General features: G+C 71.0%; 17 protein-coding genes. 9 read left to right on the top strand and 8 right to left on the bottom strand.

Going from position 1 to position 23,047, the window contains the following annotated elements; all coding sequences use genetic code 11:
* Positions 1-47: 47 nt before the first annotated feature.
* Positions 48-929, top strand: coding sequence for a mycothiol conjugate amidase Mca (gene mca / locus ACH5AC_RS01695; RefSeq protein ID WP_398859533.1), 882 nt, complete (start codon positions 48-50; stop codon positions 927-929).
* Positions 922-1,170 (top strand): hypothetical protein, encoded by a 249-nt coding sequence (locus ACH5AC_RS01700; protein ID WP_398859534.1) that lies wholly within the window; start codon positions 922-924, stop codon positions 1,168-1,170. Before mca ends, ACH5AC_RS01700 begins: the two co-directional genes overlap by 8 nt.
* A gap of 12 nt (positions 1,171-1,182) precedes the next feature.
* Here ACH5AC_RS01700 and ACH5AC_RS01705 read toward each other — a convergent pair whose 3' ends face one another.
* Positions 1,183-4,485, bottom strand: coding sequence for a tetratricopeptide repeat protein (locus tag ACH5AC_RS01705; RefSeq protein ID WP_398859535.1), 3,303 nt, complete (start codon positions 4,483-4,485; stop codon positions 1,183-1,185).
* Between the two features lie 250 nt (positions 4,486-4,735).
* Between ACH5AC_RS01705 and ACH5AC_RS01710 the strand changes: the two genes are divergently transcribed.
* From ACH5AC_RS01710 to ACH5AC_RS01730, 5 genes are all read left to right on the top strand, one after another.
* A complete protein-coding gene (locus tag ACH5AC_RS01710) occupies positions 4,736-6,763 on the top strand; it encodes a thioredoxin domain-containing protein (protein ID WP_398859537.1) in 2,028 nt (675 codons plus the stop codon).
* A 208-nt stretch (positions 6,764-6,971) separates the two neighbouring features.
* The gene (locus ACH5AC_RS01715) at positions 6,972-8,255 is read left to right on the top strand and encodes a glycosyltransferase (protein WP_398859538.1); all 1,284 of its coding nucleotides are present in this window, start codon (positions 6,972-6,974) and stop codon (positions 8,253-8,255) included.
* Positions 8,252-9,901 carry an ArnT family glycosyltransferase gene (locus tag ACH5AC_RS01720; protein WP_398859539.1) on the top strand — a complete coding sequence of 550 codons (1,650 nt, stop codon included), beginning with the start codon at positions 8,252-8,254 and terminating at the stop codon, positions 9,899-9,901. The genes ACH5AC_RS01715 and ACH5AC_RS01720 overlap by 4 nt, the downstream gene beginning before the upstream one ends.
* On the top strand, positions 9,898-11,085 hold the full coding sequence (locus ACH5AC_RS01725) for a glycosyltransferase (protein WP_398859540.1): 1,188 nt from the start codon (positions 9,898-9,900) through the stop codon (positions 11,083-11,085). The genes ACH5AC_RS01720 and ACH5AC_RS01725 overlap by 4 nt, the downstream gene beginning before the upstream one ends.
* 23 nt (positions 11,086-11,108) lie before the next feature.
* Positions 11,109-13,523, top strand: a complete 2,415-nt coding sequence (locus ACH5AC_RS01730; protein WP_398860057.1) for a galactose oxidase-like domain-containing protein — start codon at positions 11,109-11,111, stop codon at positions 13,521-13,523.
* Between the two features lie 3 nt (positions 13,524-13,526).
* On the opposite strand, the gene ACH5AC_RS01735 is transcribed toward ACH5AC_RS01730, so the two are convergent.
* The 4 genes from ACH5AC_RS01735 to ACH5AC_RS01750 all read right to left on the bottom strand — a co-directional run bounded on the left by ACH5AC_RS01735 (position 13,527) and on the right by ACH5AC_RS01750 (position 17,352).
* Positions 13,527-14,249 (bottom strand): Mut7-C RNAse domain-containing protein, encoded by a 723-nt coding sequence (locus ACH5AC_RS01735; RefSeq protein WP_398859541.1) that lies wholly within the window; start codon positions 14,247-14,249, stop codon positions 13,527-13,529.
* A gap of 35 nt (positions 14,250-14,284) precedes the next feature.
* Entirely contained in the window at positions 14,285-14,923 is a 639-nt protein-coding gene (locus tag ACH5AC_RS01740) for a TetR/AcrR family transcriptional regulator (protein WP_398859542.1), read from the bottom strand.
* Positions 14,920-16,473 (bottom strand): MFS transporter, encoded by a 1,554-nt coding sequence (locus ACH5AC_RS01745; RefSeq protein WP_398859543.1) that lies wholly within the window; start codon positions 16,471-16,473, stop codon positions 14,920-14,922. The genes ACH5AC_RS01740 and ACH5AC_RS01745 overlap by 4 nt, the downstream gene beginning before the upstream one ends.
* A 123-nt stretch (positions 16,474-16,596) precedes the next feature.
* Positions 16,597-17,352, bottom strand: a complete 756-nt coding sequence (locus tag ACH5AC_RS01750) for a hemolysin III family protein (RefSeq protein WP_398859544.1) — start codon at positions 17,350-17,352, stop codon at positions 16,597-16,599.
* 259 nt (positions 17,353-17,611) lie between these two features.
* Here ACH5AC_RS01750 and ACH5AC_RS01755 point away from each other — a divergent pair, with 259 nt between their 5' ends.
* Positions 17,612-19,432: a phosphoenolpyruvate carboxykinase (GTP) gene (locus ACH5AC_RS01755; RefSeq protein WP_398859545.1), complete on the top strand. Its 1,821-nt coding sequence runs from the start codon at positions 17,612-17,614 to the stop codon at positions 19,430-19,432.
* A gap of 172 nt (positions 19,433-19,604) precedes the next feature.
* Here ACH5AC_RS01755 and ACH5AC_RS01760 read toward each other — a convergent pair whose 3' ends face one another.
* From ACH5AC_RS01760 to ACH5AC_RS01770, 3 genes are all read right to left on the bottom strand, one after another.
* Positions 19,605-20,189: a Uma2 family endonuclease gene (locus tag ACH5AC_RS01760; protein ID WP_398859546.1), complete on the bottom strand. Its 585-nt coding sequence runs from the start codon at positions 20,187-20,189 to the stop codon at positions 19,605-19,607.
* 87 nt (positions 20,190-20,276) lie between these two features.
* The gene (locus ACH5AC_RS01765; RefSeq protein WP_398859547.1) at positions 20,277-20,693 is read right to left on the bottom strand and encodes a hypothetical protein; all 417 of its coding nucleotides are present in this window, start codon (positions 20,691-20,693) and stop codon (positions 20,277-20,279) included.
* Positions 20,694-20,785: 92 nt separating this feature from the next.
* Positions 20,786-21,997, bottom strand: a complete 1,212-nt coding sequence (locus ACH5AC_RS01770; protein WP_398859548.1) for a pyridoxal phosphate-dependent aminotransferase — start codon at positions 21,995-21,997, stop codon at positions 20,786-20,788.
* A gap of 246 nt (positions 21,998-22,243) precedes the next feature.
* Between ACH5AC_RS01770 and ACH5AC_RS01775 the strand changes: the two genes are divergently transcribed.
* The gene (locus tag ACH5AC_RS01775) at positions 22,244-22,915 is read left to right on the top strand and encodes a hypothetical protein (RefSeq protein ID WP_398859549.1); all 672 of its coding nucleotides are present in this window, start codon (positions 22,244-22,246) and stop codon (positions 22,913-22,915) included.
* Positions 22,916-23,047 lie beyond the last annotated feature (132 nt).

Raw genomic sequence — 23,047 nt, forward strand, 5'->3', positions numbered from 1 at the left:
CCGTTAGCCCCCTTAGACGCGGGGCGCCGACACTTGAGGATTGAGTCTTGACTGACCAGCTGCGACTGATGGCCGTCCACGCCCACCCCGACGACGAGTCGAGCAAGGGCGCGGCCACCATGGCGAAGTACGTGTCCGAGGGGGTGGACGTGCTGGTCGTGACCTGCACGGGCGGGGAGCGCGGCTCCATCCTCAATCCGAAGCTGCAGGGCGACAAGTACATCGAGGAGCACATCCACGAGGTACGCAAGAAGGAGATGGACGAGGCCCGCGAGATCCTCGGCATCAAGCAGGAGTGGCTCGGCTTCGTCGACTCCGGCCTCCCCGAGGGCGACCCGCTGCCGCCGCTGCCCGACGGCTGCTTCGCCCTGGAGGACGTCGACAAGGCGGCCGGTGAGCTGGTGCGGAAGATCCGCGCCTTCCGTCCCCAGGTGATCACCACCTACGACGAGAACGGCGGCTACCCGCACCCCGACCACATCATGACCCACAAGATCTCGATGGTGGCCTTCGAGGGCGCGGCGGACACCGAGAAGTACCCGGAGGACGAGTTCGGGCCCGCCTACCAGCCGCTCAAGATCTACTACAACCAGGGCTTCAACCGTCCCCGCACCGAGGCGCTGCACCAGGCGATGCTCGACCGCGGCCTGGAGTCGCCGTACGGCGAGTGGCTCAAGCGCTGGGACGAGTTCGGTATGAAGCAGCGCACCCTCACCTCGCACATCCCGTGCGCGGACTTCTTCGAGATCCGCGACAAGGCGCTGATCGCCCACGCCACGCAGATCGACCCCGACGGGGGCTGGTTCACGGTGCCGATGGAGATCCAGAAGGAGGTCTGGCCGACGGAGGAGTACGAGCTGGCGAAGTCGCTCGTGGACACCTCCCTCCCCGAGGACGACCTCTTCGCGGGCATCCGGGACAATGCCTGACATGAGCGCAAGCGTGAGTGTGGCAGCGGCCCACCTCGTCCCCCTCGCCAAAGAGATCGACGAGAACAAGGTCACCCCCGGTGTCCTCGGGTTCATCGTCTTCGCGGTGATGGCGTTGGCGGTGTGGGGGCTGATGAAGTCCATGAACCGGCACATGGGACGGGTCGACTTCAAGGAGGCCCCGGCCCCCTCCGGGGAGGGAGCCCCGGAAGGGGCCGGGGAGAAGCCGCAGAAGGGCTGAGCCACCGAGCGGTCAGCGCGGCGGCAGCTCCACCCCCATCACCTCCCGGGCGTGTCTGCCCGGGATCACGCCCAGGCGCCAGCCCTGCCAGCCGGACTCCAGGGTCACACCGCGCTCCAGCAGGAGCCGGTAGGCGCCGAGGCAGTCGGTGAGCTTGGCGTCCCGCAGGGGGTGGGGCGCGTCGGCCAGCTGGGCGAGTTCCTGCTGGGCGACGGCCGTACCGACCTCCACCCCGCCGGGGGAGGCGTACGGCAGCAGGGTGCAGCGCAGGAAGCGGGCCCAGTCCTCGCCACGCCGGTCGCCGTACGACGCGAACAGTCCCGCCGCCTCGTCGCACAGGGCCAGCGCCTGCGGCGTACGCGCGTTGCCCGCGTCGACGACGGCCAGCTCCAGGCACGTCCACGCCTCGCCGTGGGCGACGCCGATGCGCTGGAAGTCGGCGCGCGCGTCGACCAGCAGCTGCCGGGCGAAGCCCGAGTTGCGCAGCGAGCCGGTCTGGGCGGCCCGCTGGTCGCGGGTGACCCGGGCCGAGTGGTGACGGGCGCAGGCCAGGCCGTAGACGTCCCGCATCCGGGAGAAGAGGGAGCGGGAGCGCTCCAGCTCACGCACCGCCTGGTCCAGGTCGCCCGTCTCCTCCAGGGCCAGACCCAGGTAGTACACCGTCCATGCCTCGCCGCGCGCGTCCTCGTTGTCGCGGTGCCGGGCGGCCGCCCGCCGCAGCCCGTCCACCGCCGGCGCCGGGTCGCCCCCGACCAGCCGGGCCCGCGCCAGCTGGGTCAGCGCCCATGCCTCGCCGCGCGCGTCCCGCGTCCGGCCGTACAGCTCCAGGGCCCGGCGCAGGTCCGTCTCCGCCTCCGGCACCTCCCCGCGCCGCAGGCGCAGCTGGCCGAGCTGGAAGTGCGCCCATGCCTCGCCGTGCACGGAGCCGCCCTCGCGGTGCAGTACCAGCGACTGCTCCAGCAGCTCCAGGGCCTCCGCCAGCCGGGCCCGGTCCCGCTGCACCGCCGCCAGCGCGTGCATCGTCCAGGCACGGTCGGTGGCCAGCTCGGGGGCCGCCTGAAGGTCGAGCGCCTCACGCAGCTTGGCGGCCGCCTCGGTCAGCTGGCCCTGGTGGTGCAGGGTGATGCCCAGCGAGCACAGCGCGCGGGCCGCGCCGGCGTCGTGATGCGCCTGGAAATAGAGGTCGACGACCGAGGTCAGCGTGGTGCGGGCCTTGTCCAGCTCGCCCAGCTGACGGGCCGCGATACCGGTGCGCCACTGCACCGAGCGGACCAGCAGCCCCTGGTCGACGGACTGTGCCAGCTCGCTGATCTCACCCAGTCGGTAGAGGTCGCCGCGCAGCAGGCAGTAGTCGCACAGGGCGCCCAGTAGCGACAGTACGGCCGCCTGGTTGACGCCCTCCGTGTGCCGCAGGGCCGCCGTGATGAAGCTCGACTCGTCGTCCAGCCAGCGCAGCGCCTCGTCGAGCGAGGTGAAGCCGTGCGGGGTGAAACGGTCCGAGCGCGTCGACATGTTGCCGTCGACCAGGCGCAGCACCGAGTCGGCCAGCTCGGCGTAGCTCACGATGAGGCGTTCCTGCGCGGCGGTCAGCTCGGCCGGCTCCTCCTCGTCCGCGAGCCGGGCCGCGGCGAAGGAACGGACCAGGTCGTGCAGCCGGTAGCGGTCGCCGCGCACCTGGTCGACGAGGCCCGCCCGGGCGAGCGCCACCAGATGGCGGTGCGCCTCCGCGCGGTCGGTGGCCAGCAGCGCGGCCGCGGCCGCAGCGCCCAGCGAGGCCCGGCCCGCCAGCGCCAGCCGCCGCAGCAGCCGCCGGGTCGTCTCCGGCTGGTCGGTGTAGCCGAGCCACAGCGCCCGCTCCACCGGCGCGACCGGACCGTACGCGCCCAGGTCGGTCGCCAGCCGGCGCGGCGAACGCGGGCCCAGCGAGGCGCCCGCGATCCGCAGCGCCAGCGGCAGCCCGCCGCACAGCTCGGTGACCCGGTCCGCGGCCTCGGCGTCGTACGGCCCGGAGGCATCCTGCGCGACCGCGCCCAGCAGCTCCTCCGCGCCCGCCGCCGCCAGCGGCTCCACCGGCAGCTGGTGCACCCACGCCGCCAGCTCGGCCGGCAGCTCCAGCGGGGAGCGCGCGGTGACCAGGACGAGGCTGTCGGAGCGCTCCGGTACGAGGGTGCGGACCTGCTCCGCGTCGCGGGCGTCATCGAGGATCACCGTCACCGGCAGCCCGGTCAGATGCTGGTGATACAGCTCGCTGAGCCGCTTCAACTGCTGGTCGGGGGAGGAACGCTCACGAAAGAGGAGCTGCTCACGGGGAGCGCCGAGCCGGTTCAGCAGATGCAGCAGCGCGTCCCGCGTGGACAGCGGCGGCTCCGTCATGCGGTCGCTGCGCGGGTCGGCGCTGTTGCCGCGCAGACCGACGGGGTGGCCGCCCGGGCCGGCGCTGTTGCCGTGCGGATCGGCCCGGTCGCCGCCCGGATCACCGCTGTCGCCGCGCAGATCGACCACGCACGCCCCCCGGAACTGGTCCCGCAGATCATGCGCCGCCCGGATCGCCAGCGTCGTCCGCCCGCTGCCCGGCTCCCCGTGCAGGACGACCACCGTCGGCCGGGTCCGGGTGCTGGCCCGTGCCGCCTGCACCCACTGCCGGATCCGCGCCAGCTCCTGCCGGCGGCCCGCGAACGGACCGGCCGCCTCCGGAAGTTGGCCGAACGACTGCTCCAGCACCGTCCGCCCGCGGGCCGCCGCGCTCTTGTCCGTGCCGCGCAGCTGCGGGCCCGCCTTCTTCGGCCCGGTGGTCGCGGCCAGCACCCGCTGCTGGTCCAGGAACGGGCGGATCCCCCGCACCTCCAGCGCCGTCAGCCACTGCAGCCGCAGCTGTTCCGGCCCGCCGGGCTGGCTCGCGGCGCCGGCCCGGTGGTGGGCGGCGGGCAGATGGACCCCGGCGACCTTCACGACGGTGGCCGCCGCGCCGACGAGGCCGACGGTCACGCCGGTGCCGAGTGCCGTGCCGGCGCCGGTGCCCAGTGCCAGGTCGGCCACTACGGCGGTGGCGGCGGCGACCCCCGCGACCAGCAAGGGGGTCCGGCCCCCTTCGCGCGCGTACCGCTGCGCGAAGCTGATCCGGCCGGCCTCCGCCTGGTCCAGGGCCCGGGTGTACGCCTCGTACTCCACGGCCGCCGTCTGCGCCATCGCGTCCAGGGCCGAGCGCGCGCGGCTCAGCAGCACCATTGCGTCGGTACGGCCGCCTGAGCGGCGTACTTCGTCCTCCACGGCCCGCGCCAGCAGCCGCTCGGCCTCCGCCCGATGACTGTCCCGCATGTCACGCCCCCTCCGGCGGCAACTTCCCTGTCCCCGAGTGTCCTTCGCGGGCGGCGCCAGCGCGAGAGGGGCGCGATCACCAGAGCGATTTCCGTGACTGCCGGGCTGATTGTCGAACGGGGTGTCGCCGCGCCGAGAGATCATTACCGCCGTGATCACGTGCTGTGTCGTCCGGCCGGGAGTGAGGCCCGCGTGGCGTTGAGGACGCTCCGTCCCCCAGTCCGGAGGAGCTCTCAGGCAGGATGGGGCCATGCCGAACCGACTGGCTCACGAGACGTCCCCGTACCTCCTTCAGCACGCCGAAAACCCCGTCGACTGGTGGCCCTGGTCAGAAGCGGCCTTTGCGGAGGCACGAGAACGAGACGTGCCTGTTCATCTGAGCGTCGGCTATTCCAGTTGCCATTGGTGCCACGTTCTGGCCGCGGAAAGCTTCGAGGACGAAGCAGTCGCCGCCTATATGAACGCCCACTTCGTCAACATCAAGGTCGACCGCGAGGAGCGCCCCGACGTCGACGCCGTGTACATGGAGGCCGTGCAGGCGGCCACCGGACAGGGCGGCTGGCCCATGACCGTGTTTCTGACGCCGGACGCCGAGCCGTTCTACTTCGGGACGTACTTCCCGCCGGCGCCCCGGCACGGCATGCCGTCCTTCCGGCAGGTGCTGGAGGGGGTGCGGGCGGCCTGGGACGGGCGGCGGGACGAGGTCGCCGAGGTGGCCGGGACGATCGTGCGGGACCTGGCCCGGCGGGAGATCGACTACGGGGGGACCCAGGCGCCCGGTGAGGAGGAGCTGGCGCGGGCGCTGCTCGGGCTCACCCGGGAGTACGATCCGCAGCGCGGCGGGTTCGGCGGGGCGCCGAAGTTCCCGCCGTCCATGGTGATCGAGTTCCTGCTGAGGCACCATGCGCGGACCGGGTCCGAGGGTGCGCTGGAGATGGCGCGGGACACGTGTGAGCGCATGGCGCGCGGAGGGATCTACGACCAGCTCGGCGGCGGGTTCGCGCGGTACTCCGTGGACCGGGAGTGGGTGGTGCCCCACTTCGAGAAGATGCTGTACGACAACGCCCTGCTGTGCCGGGTGTACGCGCATCTGTGGCGGGCGACCGGGTCGGTGTTGGCGCGTCGGGTCGCGCTGGAGACCGCGGACTTCATGGTGCGTGAACTGCGCACGGCACAGGGCGGGTTCGCGTCCGCGCTCGACGCCGACAGCGACGACGGGACCGGCCGGCATGTGGAGGGGGCGTACTACGTCTGGACGCCCGAGCAGCTCCGCGAGGTGCTCGGGGAGGACGCGGAGCTCGCCGCCCGGTACTTCGGTGTCACTGAGGAGGGCACCTTCGAGCACGGCTCCTCGGTGCTGCAACTCCCGCAGCAGGAAAGCGTGTTCGACGCCGACACGGTGGAATCCGTCAGGAGCCGGCTGCTCGCCGCCCGCGCCGAGCGGCCCGCGCCCGGCCGGGACGACAAGGTGGTGGCCGCCTGGAACGGGCTGGCGATCGCCGCGCTGGCCGAGACCGGCGCCTACTTCGACCGGCCCGACCTGGTCGAGGCCGCCGTCGCCGCCGCCGATCTCCTCGTACGGCTGCATCTGGACGACCAGGCGCGGCTGGTCCGTACGAGCAGGGACGGGCGGGCCGGGGCGCACGCGGGGGTGCTGGAGGACTACGCGGATGTCGCCGAGGGGTTCCTGGCCCTCGCCTCCGTCACCGGCGAGGGTGTCTGGCTGGAGTTCGCCGGGTTCCTGCTCGACCATGTGCTGGCCCGTTTCACCGGTGAGGACGGCACGCTCTTCGACACGGCCGCCGACGCGGAGAAGCTGATCCGGCGGCCGCAGGATCCGACCGACAACGCCGCGCCGTCGGGGTGGACGGCGGCCGCGGGGGCGCTGCTCGGCTATGCGGCGCACACGGGTGCCGAGCCGCACCGGGCGGCGGCCGGGAAGGCGCTCGGCGTGGTGAAGGCGCTCGGGCCGCGGGTGCCGCGGTTCATCGGGTGGGGGCTGGCGGTGGCCGAGGCGGCGCTGGACGGGCCGCGGGAGGTGGCCGTCGTAGGGCCCGCGCTGGACGATCCGGCCACGAAGGCGCTGCACCGGACGGCGCTGCTCGGTACCGCACCCGGAGCGGTCGTGGCCTACGGAACCACGGAGAGTGGCGAGTTTCCGTTGCTGGCCGACCGGATGCTCGTCGGCGGTGAACCGACCGCGTACGTCTGCCGTAACTTCACGTGTGACGCGCCGACGACCGACAGCGAGCGTTTGCGCACCGCGCTGAGCGGCTGAAACGAGCGCGGAAGGACAAATTCCGGACGGAAAGATCACCTCAGTTTTCGGAAAAGTCCGGGTAGGTGCGCCTCGGTTCCGAAACACGCTATTTATTGGAAGACCTCCCGCGCTTCACAGATTCCCCCTAACCTCTCTACACAGCGGCGCGATGGCTGTAACTCGCCGTCGCCTCGGGGGATTTTCAAAGGATCTGGGGGGATCTTTCTTGCTGACGTCTGTCCTCGTCGTCGCCATCTCACTGGCCCTGTTCTGGATGGCGGCGTTCACCCTGTGGTGGCAGATGCACGCGTGGCGTACGCCCGAAGTGCTCGCCTCCACCCGGTTCAGCAGACCCGACGGGGACGAACACGTGTCCTTTTCGCTGCTGCTGCCCGCCCGGCACGAACAGGCCGTGCTCGACCACACCATCCAGCGGCTGCTGGAATCGACCCACACCGACTTCGAGATCATCGTGATCGTCGGACACGACGACCCGGAGACCACGGCGGTGGCCGAAAGAGCCGCCACCCGCGACCCACGCGTCCGCGTCGTCGTCGACACCCACGAGAAGAAGAACAAGCCGAAGGCCATGAACACGGCACTGCCGCACTGCCGCGGCGGTGTCGTCGGGGTCTTCGACGCCGAGGACCAGGTCCACCCGGAGCTGCTGGCGCACGTCGACCACGCGTTCCGCACCACCGGCGCCGACGTCGTCCAGGGCGGCGTCCAGCTCATAAACTTCCACTCCAGCTGGTACAGCCTGCGCAACTGCCTGGAGTACTTCTTCTGGTTCCGCTCCCGGCTGCACCTGCACGCGCAGAAGGGCTTCATCCCGCTCGGCGGCAACACCGTCTTCGTACGGACCGACGTGCTCAGGCAGGCCGACGGCTGGGACCCCAACTGCCTCGCCGAGGACTGCGACCTGGGCGTACGGCTCTCCAGCGTCGGCAAGAAGGTCGTCGTCGCCTACGACTCCGACATGGTCACCCGGGAGGAGACCCCGGGCAGCCTGATGTCCCTGCTGAAGCAGCGCACCCGCTGGAACCAGGGCTTCCTTCAGGTGTACCGGAAGAAGGACTGGAAGCAACTGCCCACCTTCGGACAGCGGTTGCTCGCCCGCTACACCCTCATGACGCCGTTCCTGCAGGCGTTCTCCGGGGTCATCATCCCGCTCAACGTGGCGATCGCGCTCTTCCTCGACGTGCCCGTCGGGATCGCCTTCGTCACCTTCCTGCCGGCCGTGACCGCCCTGGTCACCTTCGTCTTCGAGGTCGTCGGACTGCACGACTTCGGCAAGCAGTACGGGCTCCGCGTCCGCCTCGTCCACTACGTGAAACTCGTCGTGGGCGGTCCCTTCTACCAGGTGCTGCTCGCCGGAGCCGCCATCCGCGCCGTCTGGCGTGAACAACGCGGCCGGAACGACTGGGAGCTGACCACCCATGTCGGAGCGCATCTCACCGAAACCGCTCGTACAGATTCCGCAGTGACCCGAGAGGACGTTCCTGCGTGACCTCCACCCTTCCCGCGGTGACCCGACCGAAGGTCCCCGCGCAGCGCCGGCCTGTGCCTGAGACCCGTCCGACCGGCCGAACAACCCCGCCGAAGCGGCTGCGCTCGTCCCGTCCCGACCTCCTCCTGTGCGGTGCGCTCCTGGTGGCGATCCTCGTCGTGCAGGGCTGGAACATCGCCGACTACCCCACCCTCAGCGACGACGAGGGCACCTACCTCGCCCAGGCGTGGGCCGTCCAGGAGGGCCGCGGCCTCGCCCACTACACCTACTGGTACGACCACCCGCCGCTCGGCTGGATCCAGCTCGCCGTGCTGACCTGGATACCCAAGCTGCTCAGCCCCGAGTCGATGACCGTGGGCACGATGCGCGCGACCATGCTCGTCATCAGCGCGGTCAGCGCCGTACTCGTCTACGTCCTCGGCCGGCGCCTGTCGCTGCCGCGCTGGGCGGCCGCCCTCGGCATGGCCCTCTTCGGGCTCTCCCCGCTCTCCGTCGTCCTCCAGCGGGAGATCTTCCTCGACAACCTCGCCGTGATGTGGACGCTGCTCGCGTTCACCCTGGCCGCCTCGCCCAGCCGCCACCTCTGGCACCACTTCGGCGCGGGCATCGCCGCCGCGACCGCCGTCCTCACCAAGGAGACGATGCTCTTCGTCCTCCCGGCGGTCCTCCTCACCATGTGGCGACACAGCCACCGCGACACCCGCAAGTTCGCGCTGACCGGCGCCGTCACCGCCTGCGCGCTGATCGGTTTCTCGTACCCCCTGTTCGCTCTCCTCAAGGGCGAGCTGCTGCCCGGCAGCGGACACGTCTCCCTCTGGGACGGCATCACGTACCAGATGACCAGGCCCGGATCCGGCTTCATCCTCGACCCGGGTTCCGGCTCCCACGGCGCGCTCCAGTCCTGGCTGTACTACGACCGCGTGCTGATCCTCGGCGGCCTGGCCGGCGCGCTGCTGCTCCTGGCCACCTGGCGCTGGTCGGTCACCGCCCGCGCCCTCGCCGGGCCGTCCCTCGCGGTGGCGGTCCTCGCCGTCGTCGCCATGCGGCCCAGCGGCTACCTCCCCGCCATGTACGTCATCCAGGCGCTGCCCTTCCTCGCCCTCGTCCTCGCCGGCGGCACCGCGAGCGTCACCCACGGCGTACTGCGCCGATGGCGCAGCGAGCACGAGAAGCGCTGGGTGACCGGCGGACGGTACGGCCTCGCCGTGGTCCTCGCCCTAGCCGCCGGGGCGTACGTCGTGCCCCGCTGGTACGACGGCGACCGCACCGCGATGACCGCCGACGCCAACGCCCCCTACCGGGCCGCCGCCCAGTGGCTCGGCAGCGAGGTCGACCACCCCGAGGACACCCGCGTCCTGGTCGACGACGCGCTCTGGCTGGACCTGGTCCACCAGGGCTACCAGCCCGGGCTCGGCGCGATCTGGTTCTACAAGGCCGACCTCGACCCGGCCGTCACCAAGACCCTGCCGAACGGCTGGCGCGACATCGACTACGTCGTCGCCTCCCCGACCGTACGGCGCGACGCGGCCGACCTGCCGGGTGTCCAGGCCGCCCTCGACCACTCGGCGCCGGTCGCCACCTTCGGCAGCGGCGAGGACCGGATCGAGATCCGGCAGATCCAGACGGCCTCCGGAGGCAGCCGATGACCCACGAGTACACCGCGCCCCTCCCGGAGGTCACCACCTCCGAGATTCCCGAACCGGGCGCCGTCACCATCGTCGTACCGACCTTCAACGAATCCGCCAACGTACGGCAGTTGCTGCACCAGATCACCGAGTCGGTGCCCGCACGGCTGCCCTGCGAGGTCGTCTTCGTCGACGACTCCACCGACGACACCCCCGACGTCATCCGCGACGCGGCCAAGGACTGCCCGTTCCCGGTGACCGTGATCCACCGCGAACAGCCCGTCGGCGGGCTCGGCGGCGCGGTCGTCGAGGGCATCAAGGCGGCCGGGTCGGACTGGGTGGTCGTCATGGACGGCGACTGCCAGCACCCGCCCTCCCTGGTACCCGAGCTGGTGGCCACCGGGGAGCGGGCGAACGCCGGGCTCGTCGTCGCCTCCCGCTACATCAAGGGCGGCAGCCGGGCCGGGCTGGCCGGGAGCTACCGCGTCGCCGTCTCGCGGGCCGCCACCTGGCTGACCAAGGCGCTCTTCCCGCGCCGGCTGCACGGCATCAGCGACCCCATGAGCGGCTTCTTCGCGATCCGCCGCAACGCCGTCACGGCGGACGTCCTCAAGCCCCTCGGCTACAAGATCCTCCTCGAACTGGCCGTCCGCAGCCGCCCCCGCACCGTCACCGAGGTGCCCTTCGTCTTCCAGGACCGCTTCGCCGGCGAGTCCAAGTCGACCGCCCAGGAGGGCCTGCGCTTCCTGCGCCACCTCGCCGGACTGCGCACCGCCTCCCCGGCCGCGCGGATGGTCGGCTTCGGCCTGATCGGGCTGAGCGGCTTCCTGCCCAACCTGCTCGGCCTGTACGCGCTCACCGTGGCCGGCATGCACTACGTGCCCGCGGAGATCCTCGCGAACCAGCTGGGCGTCGCCTGGAACTTCTGGCTGATAGAGCATCTGCTCTTCCGTGACCGGCGCGTCCACCGCCGCTGGTGGGACCGGCTCGGCCGGTTCGCGCTGCTCGCGAACGCCGACCTGGTGCTGCGCATCCCGCTGATCGCGCTGTTCGTGCACCGTTTCGGCATGGACGCGCTGCCGGCCACCGCGCTGGCCCTGGTCACCACGTTCGTCCTGCGCTTCGTCGGAACCGAAGCGCTGGTCTACCTGCCGCGCGGGGGGACGCGCGGCAGCCGCCGCAATGCCGCTAGGAGAGCCGCGTGATCAAACGCCGAACCACTACCGCCATGCTGGCGGTGGCGGGACTGACCGGGGGCCTGCTGCTCAGCTCGCCGCAGTCCGCGTCCGCCGCCAACCTCATCAAGAACCCGGGCTTCGAGACAGCCGGCACCGGCGACATGCCGGCCTGCTGGTCCAAGTCGGGCTGGGGGGACAACGACTTCACCTTCTCCACCGTCGCCGACGCGCACTCCGGCTCCAAGGCCATGAAGGTCGAGCTGACCCGCCGGGTCGACGGCGACCGCAAGGCCCTGATCACCGAGTCCGCCGACTGCGCGCCGGCGGTGGCGCCGGGCAAGCAGTACGACCTGTCCCTCTGGTACAAGTCGACGACCCCGGACGCCTCCCTCACCGTCTTCCGGCACGACACCACCGCCGGCTGGCAGTACTGGACCGACCTCAAGACCCTGGACATGGCGGGGACCTGGACCGAGGCGTCGGTGCGCACGCCCGAGGTCCCGGCCGGCACCGACCGGATCGCCTGGGGCGTCTCCGTGTACGGCACGGGCTCGGCGACCACCGACGACTACACGATGGAGCAGGTGCCCGACGTCCTCCCGCCCGCCGACTGCACCGGCACCGCCCAGCAGTGCGCCGACGGCAAGTGGGACGTGCTGCCCACGCAGAACCCGGTCCGCTCCATGCACTCCGTCGTCCTGCACAACGGCAAGGTGCTGCTGATCGCGGGCTCCGGCAACAGCGAGGAGCTGTTCGAGGCGGGCACCTTCACCAGTGCCGTCTACGACCCGGCCAACGGCAGCTACAAGGTCATCCCCACCCCCAAGGACATGTTCTGCGCCGGGCATGTGCAGTTGCAGGACGGGCGGGTGCTGGTGATGAGCGGCAACCTCGCCTACCCGGACGCCGCCGGTACGCACGGCTACGAGGGGTTCAAGGACTCGTACATCTTCGATCCGGCCACCGAGTCGTACGTCAAGACCAACGACATGAACGACGGCCACTGGTACCCGTCCGCCACGATCATGGGCAACGGCGATGTGCTGTCCTTCGGCGGGCTGCGTGAGGACTCCACCGGCTCCGTGACCGCCGAGCGGTGGTCGGACGCGGAGCAGAAGTGGCTGCCGACCTGGCAGGTCAACCAGACCTGGTCGTACTGGGGCCTGTACCCGTCGATGATCCTCATGCAGGACGGCCGGCTCTTCTACTCCGGCAGCCATGTCTTCGGCAACAACATCCCGGGCACCGGATCGGCGATCTACGACTACGACGCCAACACGATCACCGAGGTCCCCGGGCTGCAGAACAAGGACCAGCGGGACCAGTCGGCGAGCGTGCTGCTGCCCCCGGCGCAGGACCAGAAGGTCCTCACGATCGGCGGCGGCAACATCGACACCAACCCGGACGGGAACCGGCTGACCGACGTCATCGACCTCAAGGCCGCCAACCCGTCGTACGTCGCCGGGCCGCCGCTGCCGCAGGGCACGGTGGACCTGGGCAACGGGCCCGTCGCGCAGACCGGGGCGCAGGGCAAGATGTACGTCTCCGCGGTGCTGCTGCCCGACGGGAAGGTGCTGGAGACCGGCGGTGCGCTGCACAACCGGGCCGACCCGGTGTACGAGTCGTCGCTCTACGACCCGGCGACCAACACGTTCGACCCCGTGGTCCCCGACCCGGAGGAGCGCGGCTACCACTCGTCGGCGTTCCTGCTGCCCGACGGCCGGGTGATGACCACCGGTGACAACCCGGGCAACGGAAGCTGGAACCACGACGTGTCGATCTACAGCCCGCCCTACCTCTTCAAGGGCCCCCGCCCGACGATCACCTCGGTCATCGACTCCGAGTGGAACTACGGCGACACCCAGCGCATCACGGTCGACCGGCCCATCGCCAAGGCCGAGCTGATCCGCCCCGCCGCGGTCACCCACTCCTCCGACCCCAACCAGCGCTTCGTCGACCTGCCCCTGTCCGTCGACGGCAACAACATCGACCTCAACGTCACGAGCAACCCGAACCTGGCGCCGCCCGGCTGGTACATGCTCTTCGCGGTCGACGCGAACGGGGTGCCCTCGGTGGCCCGGTGGGTCCACCTGACCGGGCCGGCGGGCCTGAGCGCCGACTCGCCGTCGACGTTCTCGGTGTCCTCGTCGAGCGGCGCGCCCTCCCCGCACATCCACTCCTTCGCCGACGACCTTCAGGGCAAGGTCGTCAAGCCGGGCAAGAAGCGGACCTCGCAGCGGGTGCCGGCCACGGTTTCCGGGTGCGACCGGCACTATGGCTCCGCCAATGTGTGCGTGCCGACGGACTTCCCGCCGCAGGTGAAGAACACGACCGCCGCGCGCTGCGACTGGCTGAAGAAGAACGAGTACGGCCGCCTGACCGTCAACGGCAAGGACGACCCGCTGAAGCTGGACCCGAACCGCAACGGCATCGCCTGCGACGCCAAGGACGTCAAGCGCGGCTGAGCTTCAGGGCGTTGTCCTCAGGGCGTCCTCCACGATCGCCACCAACTGGTCGTGGTGGGCGCCCTTCCAGTACGCGCGGCCGCACGACGTGCACTGGGCGAAGACGTCGTAGGTGCGGTGGGTGCCGTGCTTCAGCTGGTCGGCCACCTCTTCCTTGGTGGCCTGCTTCAGCAGGCCGTTGCAGGCCGTGCAGCGGGTCCAGGGGTGGAGGGTGGGGCGGAAGCGGTCGAGGACGTCGTGGAGCTGGTCGTCGGGGCGGGTGCTGTAGACGTAGGCGCCGGACCAGAGTTCGCGGCGGCGGAGCAGGCCGCGGTCGCGGCTGAGCATGACGCGCTTCTCGGCGGCGGAGCGGGCCGCGAGTGCCGGGTCACCGATGTCGGTCGACTCGTAGGCGGTGTCGACGCCGAGGAGGCGCAGGCGGCGGGCGAGGGTGCCGAGGTGGACGTCGAGGAGGAAGCGGAGGGGGGCTCCGGGGACCTGCTGGGGGCGGGCGACCGGCTCGACCCGGACCGACTCGCCGTGGGACGGGATGTGCGAGACCGGGACCTGGCGGCCGTCGACGGTCAGGGTGCCGACCTCCGTCAGGGGCACTCCGAGGGACTCGACGACATGGCCGAGCGTCGAGACGCCGTCGACGGCGAGCGCGGTGGCGCCGGCACGGCGGTGGGGTGGGACGAAGAGGGCCAGCTCGCGGGCGACTTCGACGTGGATCTCGGGTGCGTTCACCTGGTCAAGGATGGCATGGGGGAGTGGGCCCGGTCTCAGGGTTTCCGGTCGGGCAGGCCGTGTTCCAGGACGTCCAGGGCGCGGCCGACGAGGGCGACGAAGTCACCCTGGTGGCCGTGCTCGGCCCAGTGGATCGAGGCTTCCAGCAGGCCGCCGACGAACGCCGTCACATAGACACGCACTTCCAGGCTGTCGGGGTCGAGTCCGGTGCGCTCGCCGATCGCGGCGCAGAACATGCGGCTGGTCACCGACATGCTCTCCATCATCCGCGCGCGCACTGCGGGCACCTCGGCCACCAGCCGGGTGCGCCGCCGCGCCATCTCCAGGTCCTCCTCGACCCCGGCGCGGGCGGCCGCCAGGAACACGAACCGGATGGAGTCCGCCCACGGCTCGTCCGCCGGGCGGTTGCGCAGCACCTCCATCAGGACCGGGTCGTACTCGTCGGTGAGGACGATGTCCTCCTTGGTGGGGAAGTACCGGAAGACGGTCGACGGCGACACCTCGGCGCGCTCGGCGATCTGGTCGATCGTCGTGGCGTCGTACCCCTGTTCCTCGACCAGCGCGTACATCGCGGCGCGGATCGCCTCACGCGTCTTGATCTTCTTGCGTTCGCGCAGTCCCAGCTGGGGGCGGTCGGCGGGGGAGGTGCTCTGTGCGGCCGTCATGAAGGTCATTGTCGAGCATCCTCCGCCGGGGCGGCGACGGCCGGCTCCTCGGCGGTCGACGTCGTCGGCAGGAACGCCGCCGCCAGCAGCGCGGCGACCAGAGCCGCGACCCCGCAGACGATCAGGACCACGCCCATGCCGTGGACGTACGCGCTGCTCGCGGACGTGGCGAGGTCCGCGGAGCCCGTTCGCCCGGCGACCAGGCGGGCCGCGACCACCGACTCCCGGGCGGTGTCGGCGGCCGGGCCGGGCAGCCCGGTGACGTCGAGCCGGTCGCGGAAGGCGCCGGAGAGCAGTGAACCGAGCACGGCGATGCCGATCGCGGCGCCGACCTGGCGCAGGGTCATCAGCAGTCCGGTGCCGCTGCCGGCCCGGTCGCCGGGCAGGGTCTCCAGGGCCGCGGTCATGGCGGGGACCAGCGCGAAGCCGAAGCCGAGGCCGGTGAGCGTGAGCCACAGCGCGATGAAGCCGTAGCCGGAGTCGGCCGTCGTACGGCTGCCGAGGAAGGCGGCGAAGGCGAGCACCACCAGACCGGAGCTGACCGTGGCGCGCGCCCCGAAGCGGGCGGCGACCGGCGGCACCGCCCGGGCCGCGAAGGCCAGGCCGCCGACCAGCGGCAGCAGCCGTACGCCGGTGCCGAGGGCGTCATGGCCGCGGACCGCCTGGAAGTACGGCGGAAGCAGGAACAGCAGTCCCGACAGGACGAACATGACGAGGGTCGCGGCGACGGTGTTGAACAGGAAGCCGCGGTGGGCGAGCAGTGTCATGTCGAGCATGGGCCGCTCGACCCGGCGCTCGCGCAGGACCAGCCCGGCGAGCAGCAGCGCGGCGGCGGCGAACATGCCGAGGATCAGCGGGTCGCCCCAGCCCCGCTCGGGCGCCTCGATGATCGCGTAGATGAGGGCGCCGAGCCCGGTCGCGGTGAGCGCGGTGGACAGGGCGTCGACCCTGGGGGAAGCCGGGTCGCTGGTCTCCGGGAGCAGGAAGACGCAGGCGAGGATGCCGATCGCGACCATCGGGACGTTCAGCACGAAGACCGAGCCCCACCAGAAGTGGTCGAGCAGCCAGCCGCCGATGATCGGGCCCAGCGGCAGCCCCAGCGCGGAGCCGGTGCCGACGAGGGCGACGGCCTTGGCGCGCTCCGCGGAGGGGAACAGCGAGGGCAGTACGGACAGTGCCAGCGGAGTGATCAGCGCGGCGCCCACGCCCATGACCGCGCGGGCGGCGATCACCGAGGCCACGTCGTCGACGAGGGCGCCCAGCACCGACCCGGCCAGGAAGACGCCCAGACCGGCGATCAGCATCCGGCGCCGCCCGAACCGGTCGCCGAGCAGTCCCGCGGGGAGCATCAGCGCCGCGAACACCACGATGTACGCGTCCGCCATCCACTGCTGCTCGCCCGTGCCGGCGTCGAGGTCGGCGGCCATCGCCGGCAGGGCGACGTTGAGGATCGTCATGTCGAAGCCGAGCACGAGCATGCTCGCGACCAGGGCCCCGAGGGCCCACCAGCGGCGGGGGTCGGGCCGGGTCTCGGCCCGAGAGGGGATGACAGTAGCCATGAAATGAGAGTAGCTCTCAAAAGATAGGTCATGTCAATCGTCAGTGACTTCTGTATCCGGTGTGAGGGCATGAAAAAACGGCCACGGCGAGGAGCCGTGGCCGGAAAAGTGGCTGGAAATCGTCTATGCGTGCTGATACGCCACCAGCGAGATCCCGACGTAGTGGACGACGAACGCGGCGAGGGTGAAGGAGTGGAACACCTCGTGGAAGCCGAACCAGCGCGGTGACGGGTTGGGCCGCTTGATGCCGTAGACGACGCCGCCCGCGCTGTAGAGGACACCGCCGACGATCACCAGGACGAGCACGGCGATGCCGCCGGTGCGCATGAAGTCGGGCAGGAAGAACACCGCCGCCCAGCCCATCGCCAGATAGCACGGGGTGTACAGCCAGCGGGGGGCTCCGACCCAGAACACCCGGAAGACGATGCCGGCCGCGGCGGCCGCCCAGATGCCCCACAGCAGCCACTGGCCCTTGGCGCCCGGCAGGAGCAGCAGGGTCAGCGGGGTGTAGGTGCCCGCGATGATCAGGAAGATGTTGGCGTGGTCGAGCCGGCGCAGGATGCCGTCCATGCGCGGGCTCCAGTTGCCGCGGTGGTACAGCGCGCTGACGCCGAACAGCAGACAGGCCGTCAGGACGTAGATCCCGCAGGCGAGTCGGCCGCGCGGGGAGTCCGCGAGCGCGGTGAGCACCAGGCCCGCGACCAGCACGGCCGGGAACATGCCGAGGTGCAGCCAGCCGCGCAGCTTGGGCTTGATCGGGTCGGTGAGGTGCTGGGAGACCTGCTGCCGGATCTGGCGGGGCAGGGAGGGCGCGGGCGCGTCGGGACCCTGGCCGGCGGCCGGGGTGTCCAGGGGCGCGTCGGGGGCGGGCGCTGTCATGCGCCGCATCGTACCTACGGAGCCGTAAGTTACGGATCAGTCGGGGGCGGCCGACCGGCCATTAGTGGCCATCATCTCATCTTCTGCCCGGTGGGCGTGGCGCGTCTCACCCTGCTCATCTGTGACGCCCTCTGGACATATGCGCCCACCCGTCGGATGATCAAATGAGTGCGGTCGGCACCGGATGAGCGTCTGTGAAGCATCCGGGTCGCAGCCCCCACGGGGCATACAAGGACAAAACCCTCACCTAGGAGCAACCGTGGCGCGCGACAACTCGGCTATCACCGTTCCCACCAAGCACCAGGAACTGATCTCGTGGGTCAACGAGATCGCCGAACTGACCCAGCCGGACAGCGTGGTCTGGTGCGACGGATCCGAGGCCGAGTACGAGCGCCTGTGCGGGGAGCTCGTCGCGAAGGGCACCTTCCGGAAACTCGACCCCATCAAGCGCCCGAACTCCTACTACGCCGCCTCCGACCCGACCGATGTCGCGCGCGTGGAGGACCGGACCTTCATCTGCTCCGAGAAGGAGCAGGACGCGGGGCCGACCAACCACTGGATGGACCCCGCCGAGATGCGCGACGTCTTCACCGGTGAACAGGGCGTCTTCCGCGGCTCCATGCGCGGCCGCACCATGTACGTCGTGCCCTTCTGCATGGGCCCGCTCGGCTCCAAGCTGTCCGCCATCGGCGTGGAGATCACCGACTCCGCGTACGTCGCCGTCTCCATGCGCACCATGACCCGTATGGGCCAGCCCGTGCTCGACGAGCTCGGCGAGGACGGCTTCTTCGTCCGCGCGGTCCACTCCGTCGGCGCCCCCCTGGAGCCCGGCCAGGACGACGTCCCCTGGCCCTGCAACCGGACCAAGTACATCTCGCACTTCCCCGAGACCCGCGAGATCTGGTCCTACGGCTCCGGCTACGGCGGCAACGCCCTGCTCGGCAAGAAGTGCTACGCCCTGCGGATCGCCTCCGTCATGGCGCGTGACGAGGGCTGGCTGGCCGAGCACATGCTGATCCTCAAGCTGACCCCGCCCACCGGCGATGCCAAGTACGTGGCCGCCGCCTTCCCGTCCGCCTGCGGCAAGACCAACCTCGCCATGCTGGAGCCCACGATCTCCGGCTGGACCGTCGAGACCATCGGCGACGACATCGCGTGGATGCGGTTCGGCGAGGACGGCCGGCTGTACGCGATCAACCCCGAGGCCGGCTTCTTCGGCGTCGCGCCCGGCACCGGTGAGCACACCAACGCCAACGCGATGAAGACGCTGTGGGGCAACTCGGTCTTCACCAACGTGGCGCTGACGGACGACGGCGACGTCTGGTGGGAGGGCATGACCGAGGAGACGCCCGCCCATCTGACCGACTGGAAGGGCAACGACTGGACGCCGGAGTCCGGCACCCCGGCCGCCCACCCCAACGCCCGGTTCACCACCCCCGCCGCCCAGTGCCCGATCATCGCGCCCGAGTGGGAGGACCCCAAGGGCGTGCCGATCTCCGCGATCCTCTTCGGCGGCCGCCGCGCCAGCGCCGTACCGCTGGTCACGGAGTCCTTCGACTGGAACCACGGGGTGTTCCTCGGCGCGAACGTCGCCTCCGAGAAGACCGCAGCCGCCGAGGGCAAGGTCGGCGAACTGCGCCGCGACCCCTTCGCGATGCTCCCCTTCTGCGGCTACAACATGGGCGACTACATGGCCCACTGGATCAGGGTCGGCCAGAACGCGGACCCGGCGAAGCTGCCGCGGATCTACTACGTCAACTGGTTCCGCAAGAACGACGAGGGCAAGTTCGTCTGGCCGGGCTTCGGTGAGAACAGCCGGGTCCTGAAGTGGATCGTGGAGCGGCTGGAGGGCAAGGCCGACGGTGTGGAGACCCCGATCGGCGTCCTGCCGACGAAGGAGTCCCTGGACACCGACGGGCTGGAGCTGTCCGACACCGACCTGGACTTCCTGCTCACCGTCGACAAGGACGTCTGGCGTGAGGAGGCCGCGCTGGTCCCCGAGCACCTCAACACCTTCGGTGACCACACCCCGAAGGAGCTGTGGGACGAGTACCGGGCGCTGGTCAAGCGCCTGGGCTGAGCCCCCCTCGACTCCGCGGCCGGCTTACCGACTGTGCCCTGACCAGCAACATCGTCACGGCCGGCCGCGGTGCACACCGGCGAGGCCGCACACAACGGCGTGCGCGGCCCTGGGCCTGCCGTCGTCTTCCCGTCCGCCCCGACGGGTGGAGCGACGGCGGGCCTTCGCCCGTTCAGCCCGAGCTGCTCCCTGCCTTGCCGTAACGGCGAAAGTCCGAGGTCTCCACACTCCAGGGGCCGAACGGGACCGTGTCGCCGTAGATGTACGGCTCCTTGCGGCTGTAGCCGGCCTTGCAGGGGTCGGAGTGCACCTCGATCGTGCCCGCGCGTGGGTCGACGATCATGTAGTGGGCGATGCCCATGGCGGGATATTCGGTGAGCTTCTCGACGTAGTCGTTGTCAGGGGTGGACGGCGAGACGATCTCGATGACGGCCAGGACCTGCGTGGCGTCGACAGCGAGGCCCTCTTCGTCGAGGACGTCTTCGGGGATGACGACGGCGTCGGGGCGGCGCATCCGGGAGAGCGCGGGGTGCTCGATGTCGGGGCCAGGTACGCAGCCACAGCCAGGGTGCGTGACGAGGAGCTGAGCGTCCAACTGCTTGCAGATGCGGCGAAGAGTGCCCTCGTGGCGTTTCGACGGGCACATCATGGCCAGTATCGGGCCTGACGGGCCGATCTCGACTCGCCAGGTGCCTTCGAGCTGCTCGGCGTAGGTCCCGAGCTGCTCGGCAATCGCGCGCATCTTCGCGTACTCCATGCCGCCAGAGTACTGAGGCTGTGGCGCCCGGTCCGCGCGTCGCTGCGGGTGCGCGCGGACCGGGGCCGTCGGGGGAGCCCTGGGGGCTCAGTGGGCGGTGAGTTCCGGGGAGGTGAGGGCGGCCGTGTGGGCGTCCATGCGTTCGGCGGCCAGGATGGCGGCCGCCGTGTCCGCGCGGGACGCGGCGACGACCAGGGCGCGGCCCGCGAGGGTGTGGGCGCGCTCGTGCAGCGCTCTGATGTCGGCCGAGCCCCCGGAGGGCAGCGCGCGGACCGGCGTCCGGCCTCCCCTCAGCCGGGTCACCTGCTGGGCGAGCCGTTCGGCGGCCGCGTCCAGCTCGGTGGACGGCTCCTGGGTGCGCAGCTCGTCGGTGACGGCGAGCAGCGCCGAGAGGTGTCCCGCGAGCTGGATGTCCAGCTCCTCCTCGCGGGAGCGGTGGGGGAAGTCCGAGGCGGCGCCGGCCATCGTGCTGTGGACCGACTTGGTGCGGATCGGTTCGTACATGAGGATGGCCTCCCGTGCTCTGGCAGGAAGCCATCCTAGCTTAGATTTCGTCTAAAGTTGTGTTGATCGCGAAACTGCTGGGAAACGGCTCGTCAGGGCTGGCCGTAGCCGTCCAGGAAGCGCGCGATGCGCCCCATCGCGTCCCGCAGGTCCGTCACCGTCGGCAGGGTGACCACCCGGAAGTGATCCGGCTCGGGCCAGTTGAAGCCCGTGCCCTGCACGACCATGATCTTCTCGCGGCGCAGCAGGTCGAGGACCATCTGGCGGTCGTCCTTGATCTTGAACACCGTGGGGTCGAGCCGGGGGAAGAGGTACAGCGCGCCCTTCGGGCGGACGCAGGTCACGCCCGGGATCCGGGTCAGCAGCTCGTACGCCGTGTCCATCTGTTCCTTGAGCCGCCCGCCCGGCAGCACCAGGTCGTTGATGGACTGCCGTCCGCTCAGTGCCGCCGCCACCCCGTGCTGGCCCGGCATGTTCGCGCACAGCCGCATGTTCGCCAGGATCGTCAGACCCTCGATGTAGGAGTCCGCGTGCGCGCGCGGGCCGGAGATCGACATCCAGCCCACCCGGTAGCCGGCCACCCGGTACGCCTTCGACATGCCGTTGAAGGTGAGCGTCAGCAGATCGGGGGCGATCTTCGCGGTCGGGGTGTGCGTGGCGCCGTCGTACAGGATCTTGTCGTAGATCTCGTCCGAGCAGACCAGCAGGTTGTGGCGGCGGGCGATGTCGGTCAGGCCCCGCAGCATCGCCTCGTCGTACACCGCGCCCGTCGGGTTGTTCGGGTTGATGATGACGATCGCCTTGGTGCGGTCGGTGACCTTCCGCTCGATGTCCGCGAGGTCGGGCAGCCAGTCGGACTGCTCGTCGCAGCGGTAGTGCACCGCCGTACCGCCGGAGAGGGCGACGGCCGCCGTCCACAGCGGGTAGTCGGGCGCCGGGACGAGGACCTCGTCGCCGTCGTCCAGCAGGCCCTGCATCGCCATCACGATCAGCTCGGAGACGCCGTTGCCGATGAAGACGTGCTCGACGTCCGTCTCGATGCCGAGTGTCTGGTTGTGCATGACGACGGCCCGGCGGGCGGCCAGCAGGCCCTTCGCGTCGCCGTAGCCGTGCGCCGAGGAGACATTGCGGAGGATGTCCTCCAGGATCTCCGGCGGGCAGTCGAACCCGAAGGCGGCCGGGTTGCCGGTATTGAGCTTGAGGATGCGGTGACCTGCAGCCTCCAGCCGCATCGCCTCCTCGAGCACCGGGCCCCGGATCTCGTAACAGACGTTGGCGAGCTTTGTGGACTGGATCACCTGCATGTCTGGGAGCTTACGGCGCGACCACGCCTCTCGGGGCGTGTTTTCCGCCACGTGAACCATGCCGGTTTGTGCTGGTATCGCCGATGACTGTCCCAGGAGTCACCCCCGTCTCTACAATGCGCGGCCATGTCCAGGCCACCTCAGCGCGAAAACGGGGCAGACGGCGTGAATCCGGCAAACAATGCGACCGGCGCCCCGGACGTTCTCGGTGCACACCAGGAGGGCGGTGCCCCCCAGGAGCCGCCGATGGTCTACCACCCGTACGCCGAGCCCACCCCGGCGTACGACGGGTACGCCGACCCCGCGGCCGCCCACGGCTGGGAGGGCAACGCGTACGACGAAACCAGCGAGCTGCCGCGGATTCCGGCCCGCCAGGCATGGGACCCCGATCAGCCGGGGTGGGTTCCGGAGGAGCCGGGGTGGGAGCCCGAGCGGCACGGATGGGGTCCCGATCCGGAGGGTGGCCGCGCGGAGCGCCGGCGGGCTCGGCGGCGGGCCGTGTGGCGGTCGCCCCGGGTGCTGGCCGCCGGTGGGGCGGTGGGCGCGGTGTCCCTGGCGGCGCTGGTCGCGGGGCTGGGCTTCGGGTCCTCGGACGGGGCGCCGGGGAAGTCGGGGCAGCCCGGGGGCGGGGTGTCGCAGTCCGCGGCGGACTCCGCGGACGCGGGGGATCCCGAGGCGACGGGGGTTCCTTCCGCGGGGGGCACCGCCGGGGCCGGGCGGCCGGACGCCGACGCCTCCGCGAGTGGCTCCGCCGCGGCCTCCGCGTCGGCCTCGCCATCGGCCCCGAGCGCACCGCCCAGTGCCTCGTCGGGCGGTGCGCCCGGTACGCCGACGAGCGCGCCCGCACCGCCGCCGGCCGACTCCGGGCCCGGCAACTCCGACTCGAAAGGGAAAGGGGGGTCGAAAGGGCCACGGTAGGGGCGCCTCCTGAAGGGGGCGCCTTCCTCGGGGCCCGGTGGCTGAAACGGGCCGCTTGTTGTGTCACCTCTTGCGTGCTGAGATGCGCATGACAAATCTGGGCGGCCGGAGGATCTCCGGTCGCCCCCGTCG

Source organism: Streptomyces sp. NPDC018693 (assembly GCF_044391385.1).
Taxonomy (GTDB): domain Bacteria; phylum Actinomycetota; class Actinomycetes; order Streptomycetales; family Streptomycetaceae; genus Streptomyces.

Excerpts from the sequence above, each read along its gene's own strand:
- ACH5AC_RS01725 (WP_398859540.1), top strand. The coding sequence starts at position 9,898 with ATGACCCACGAGTACACCGCGCCCCTCCCGGAGGTCACCACCTCCGAG.
- ACH5AC_RS01765 (WP_398859547.1), bottom strand. The coding sequence starts at position 20,693 with ATGTACGAACCGATCCGCACCAAGTCGGTCCACAGCACGATGGCCGGC.
- ACH5AC_RS01775 (WP_398859549.1), top strand. The coding sequence starts at position 22,244 with ATGGTCTACCACCCGTACGCCGAGCCCACCCCGGCGTACGACGGGTAC.
- ACH5AC_RS01700 (WP_398859534.1), top strand. The coding sequence starts at position 922 with ATGCCTGACATGAGCGCAAGCGTGAGTGTGGCAGCGGCCCACCTCGTC.
- ACH5AC_RS01710 (WP_398859537.1), top strand. The coding sequence starts at position 4,736 with ATGCCGAACCGACTGGCTCACGAGACGTCCCCGTACCTCCTTCAGCAC.
- ACH5AC_RS01745 (WP_398859543.1), bottom strand. The coding sequence starts at position 16,473 with ATGGCTACTGTCATCCCCTCTCGGGCCGAGACCCGGCCCGACCCCCGC.
- ACH5AC_RS01705 (WP_398859535.1), bottom strand. The coding sequence starts at position 4,485 with ATGCGGGACAGTCATCGGGCGGAGGCCGAGCGGCTGCTGGCGCGGGCC.
- ACH5AC_RS01770 (WP_398859548.1), bottom strand. The coding sequence starts at position 21,997 with ATGCAGGTGATCCAGTCCACAAAGCTCGCCAACGTCTGTTACGAGATC.
- ACH5AC_RS01760 (WP_398859546.1), bottom strand. The coding sequence starts at position 20,189 with ATGGAGTACGCGAAGATGCGCGCGATTGCCGAGCAGCTCGGGACCTAC.
- ACH5AC_RS01740 (WP_398859542.1), bottom strand. The coding sequence starts at position 14,923 with ATGACCTTCATGACGGCCGCACAGAGCACCTCCCCCGCCGACCGCCCC.
- ACH5AC_RS01730 (WP_398860057.1), top strand. The coding sequence starts at position 11,109 with ATGCTGGCGGTGGCGGGACTGACCGGGGGCCTGCTGCTCAGCTCGCCG.
- ACH5AC_RS01750 (WP_398859544.1), bottom strand. The coding sequence starts at position 17,352 with ATGACAGCGCCCGCCCCCGACGCGCCCCTGGACACCCCGGCCGCCGGC.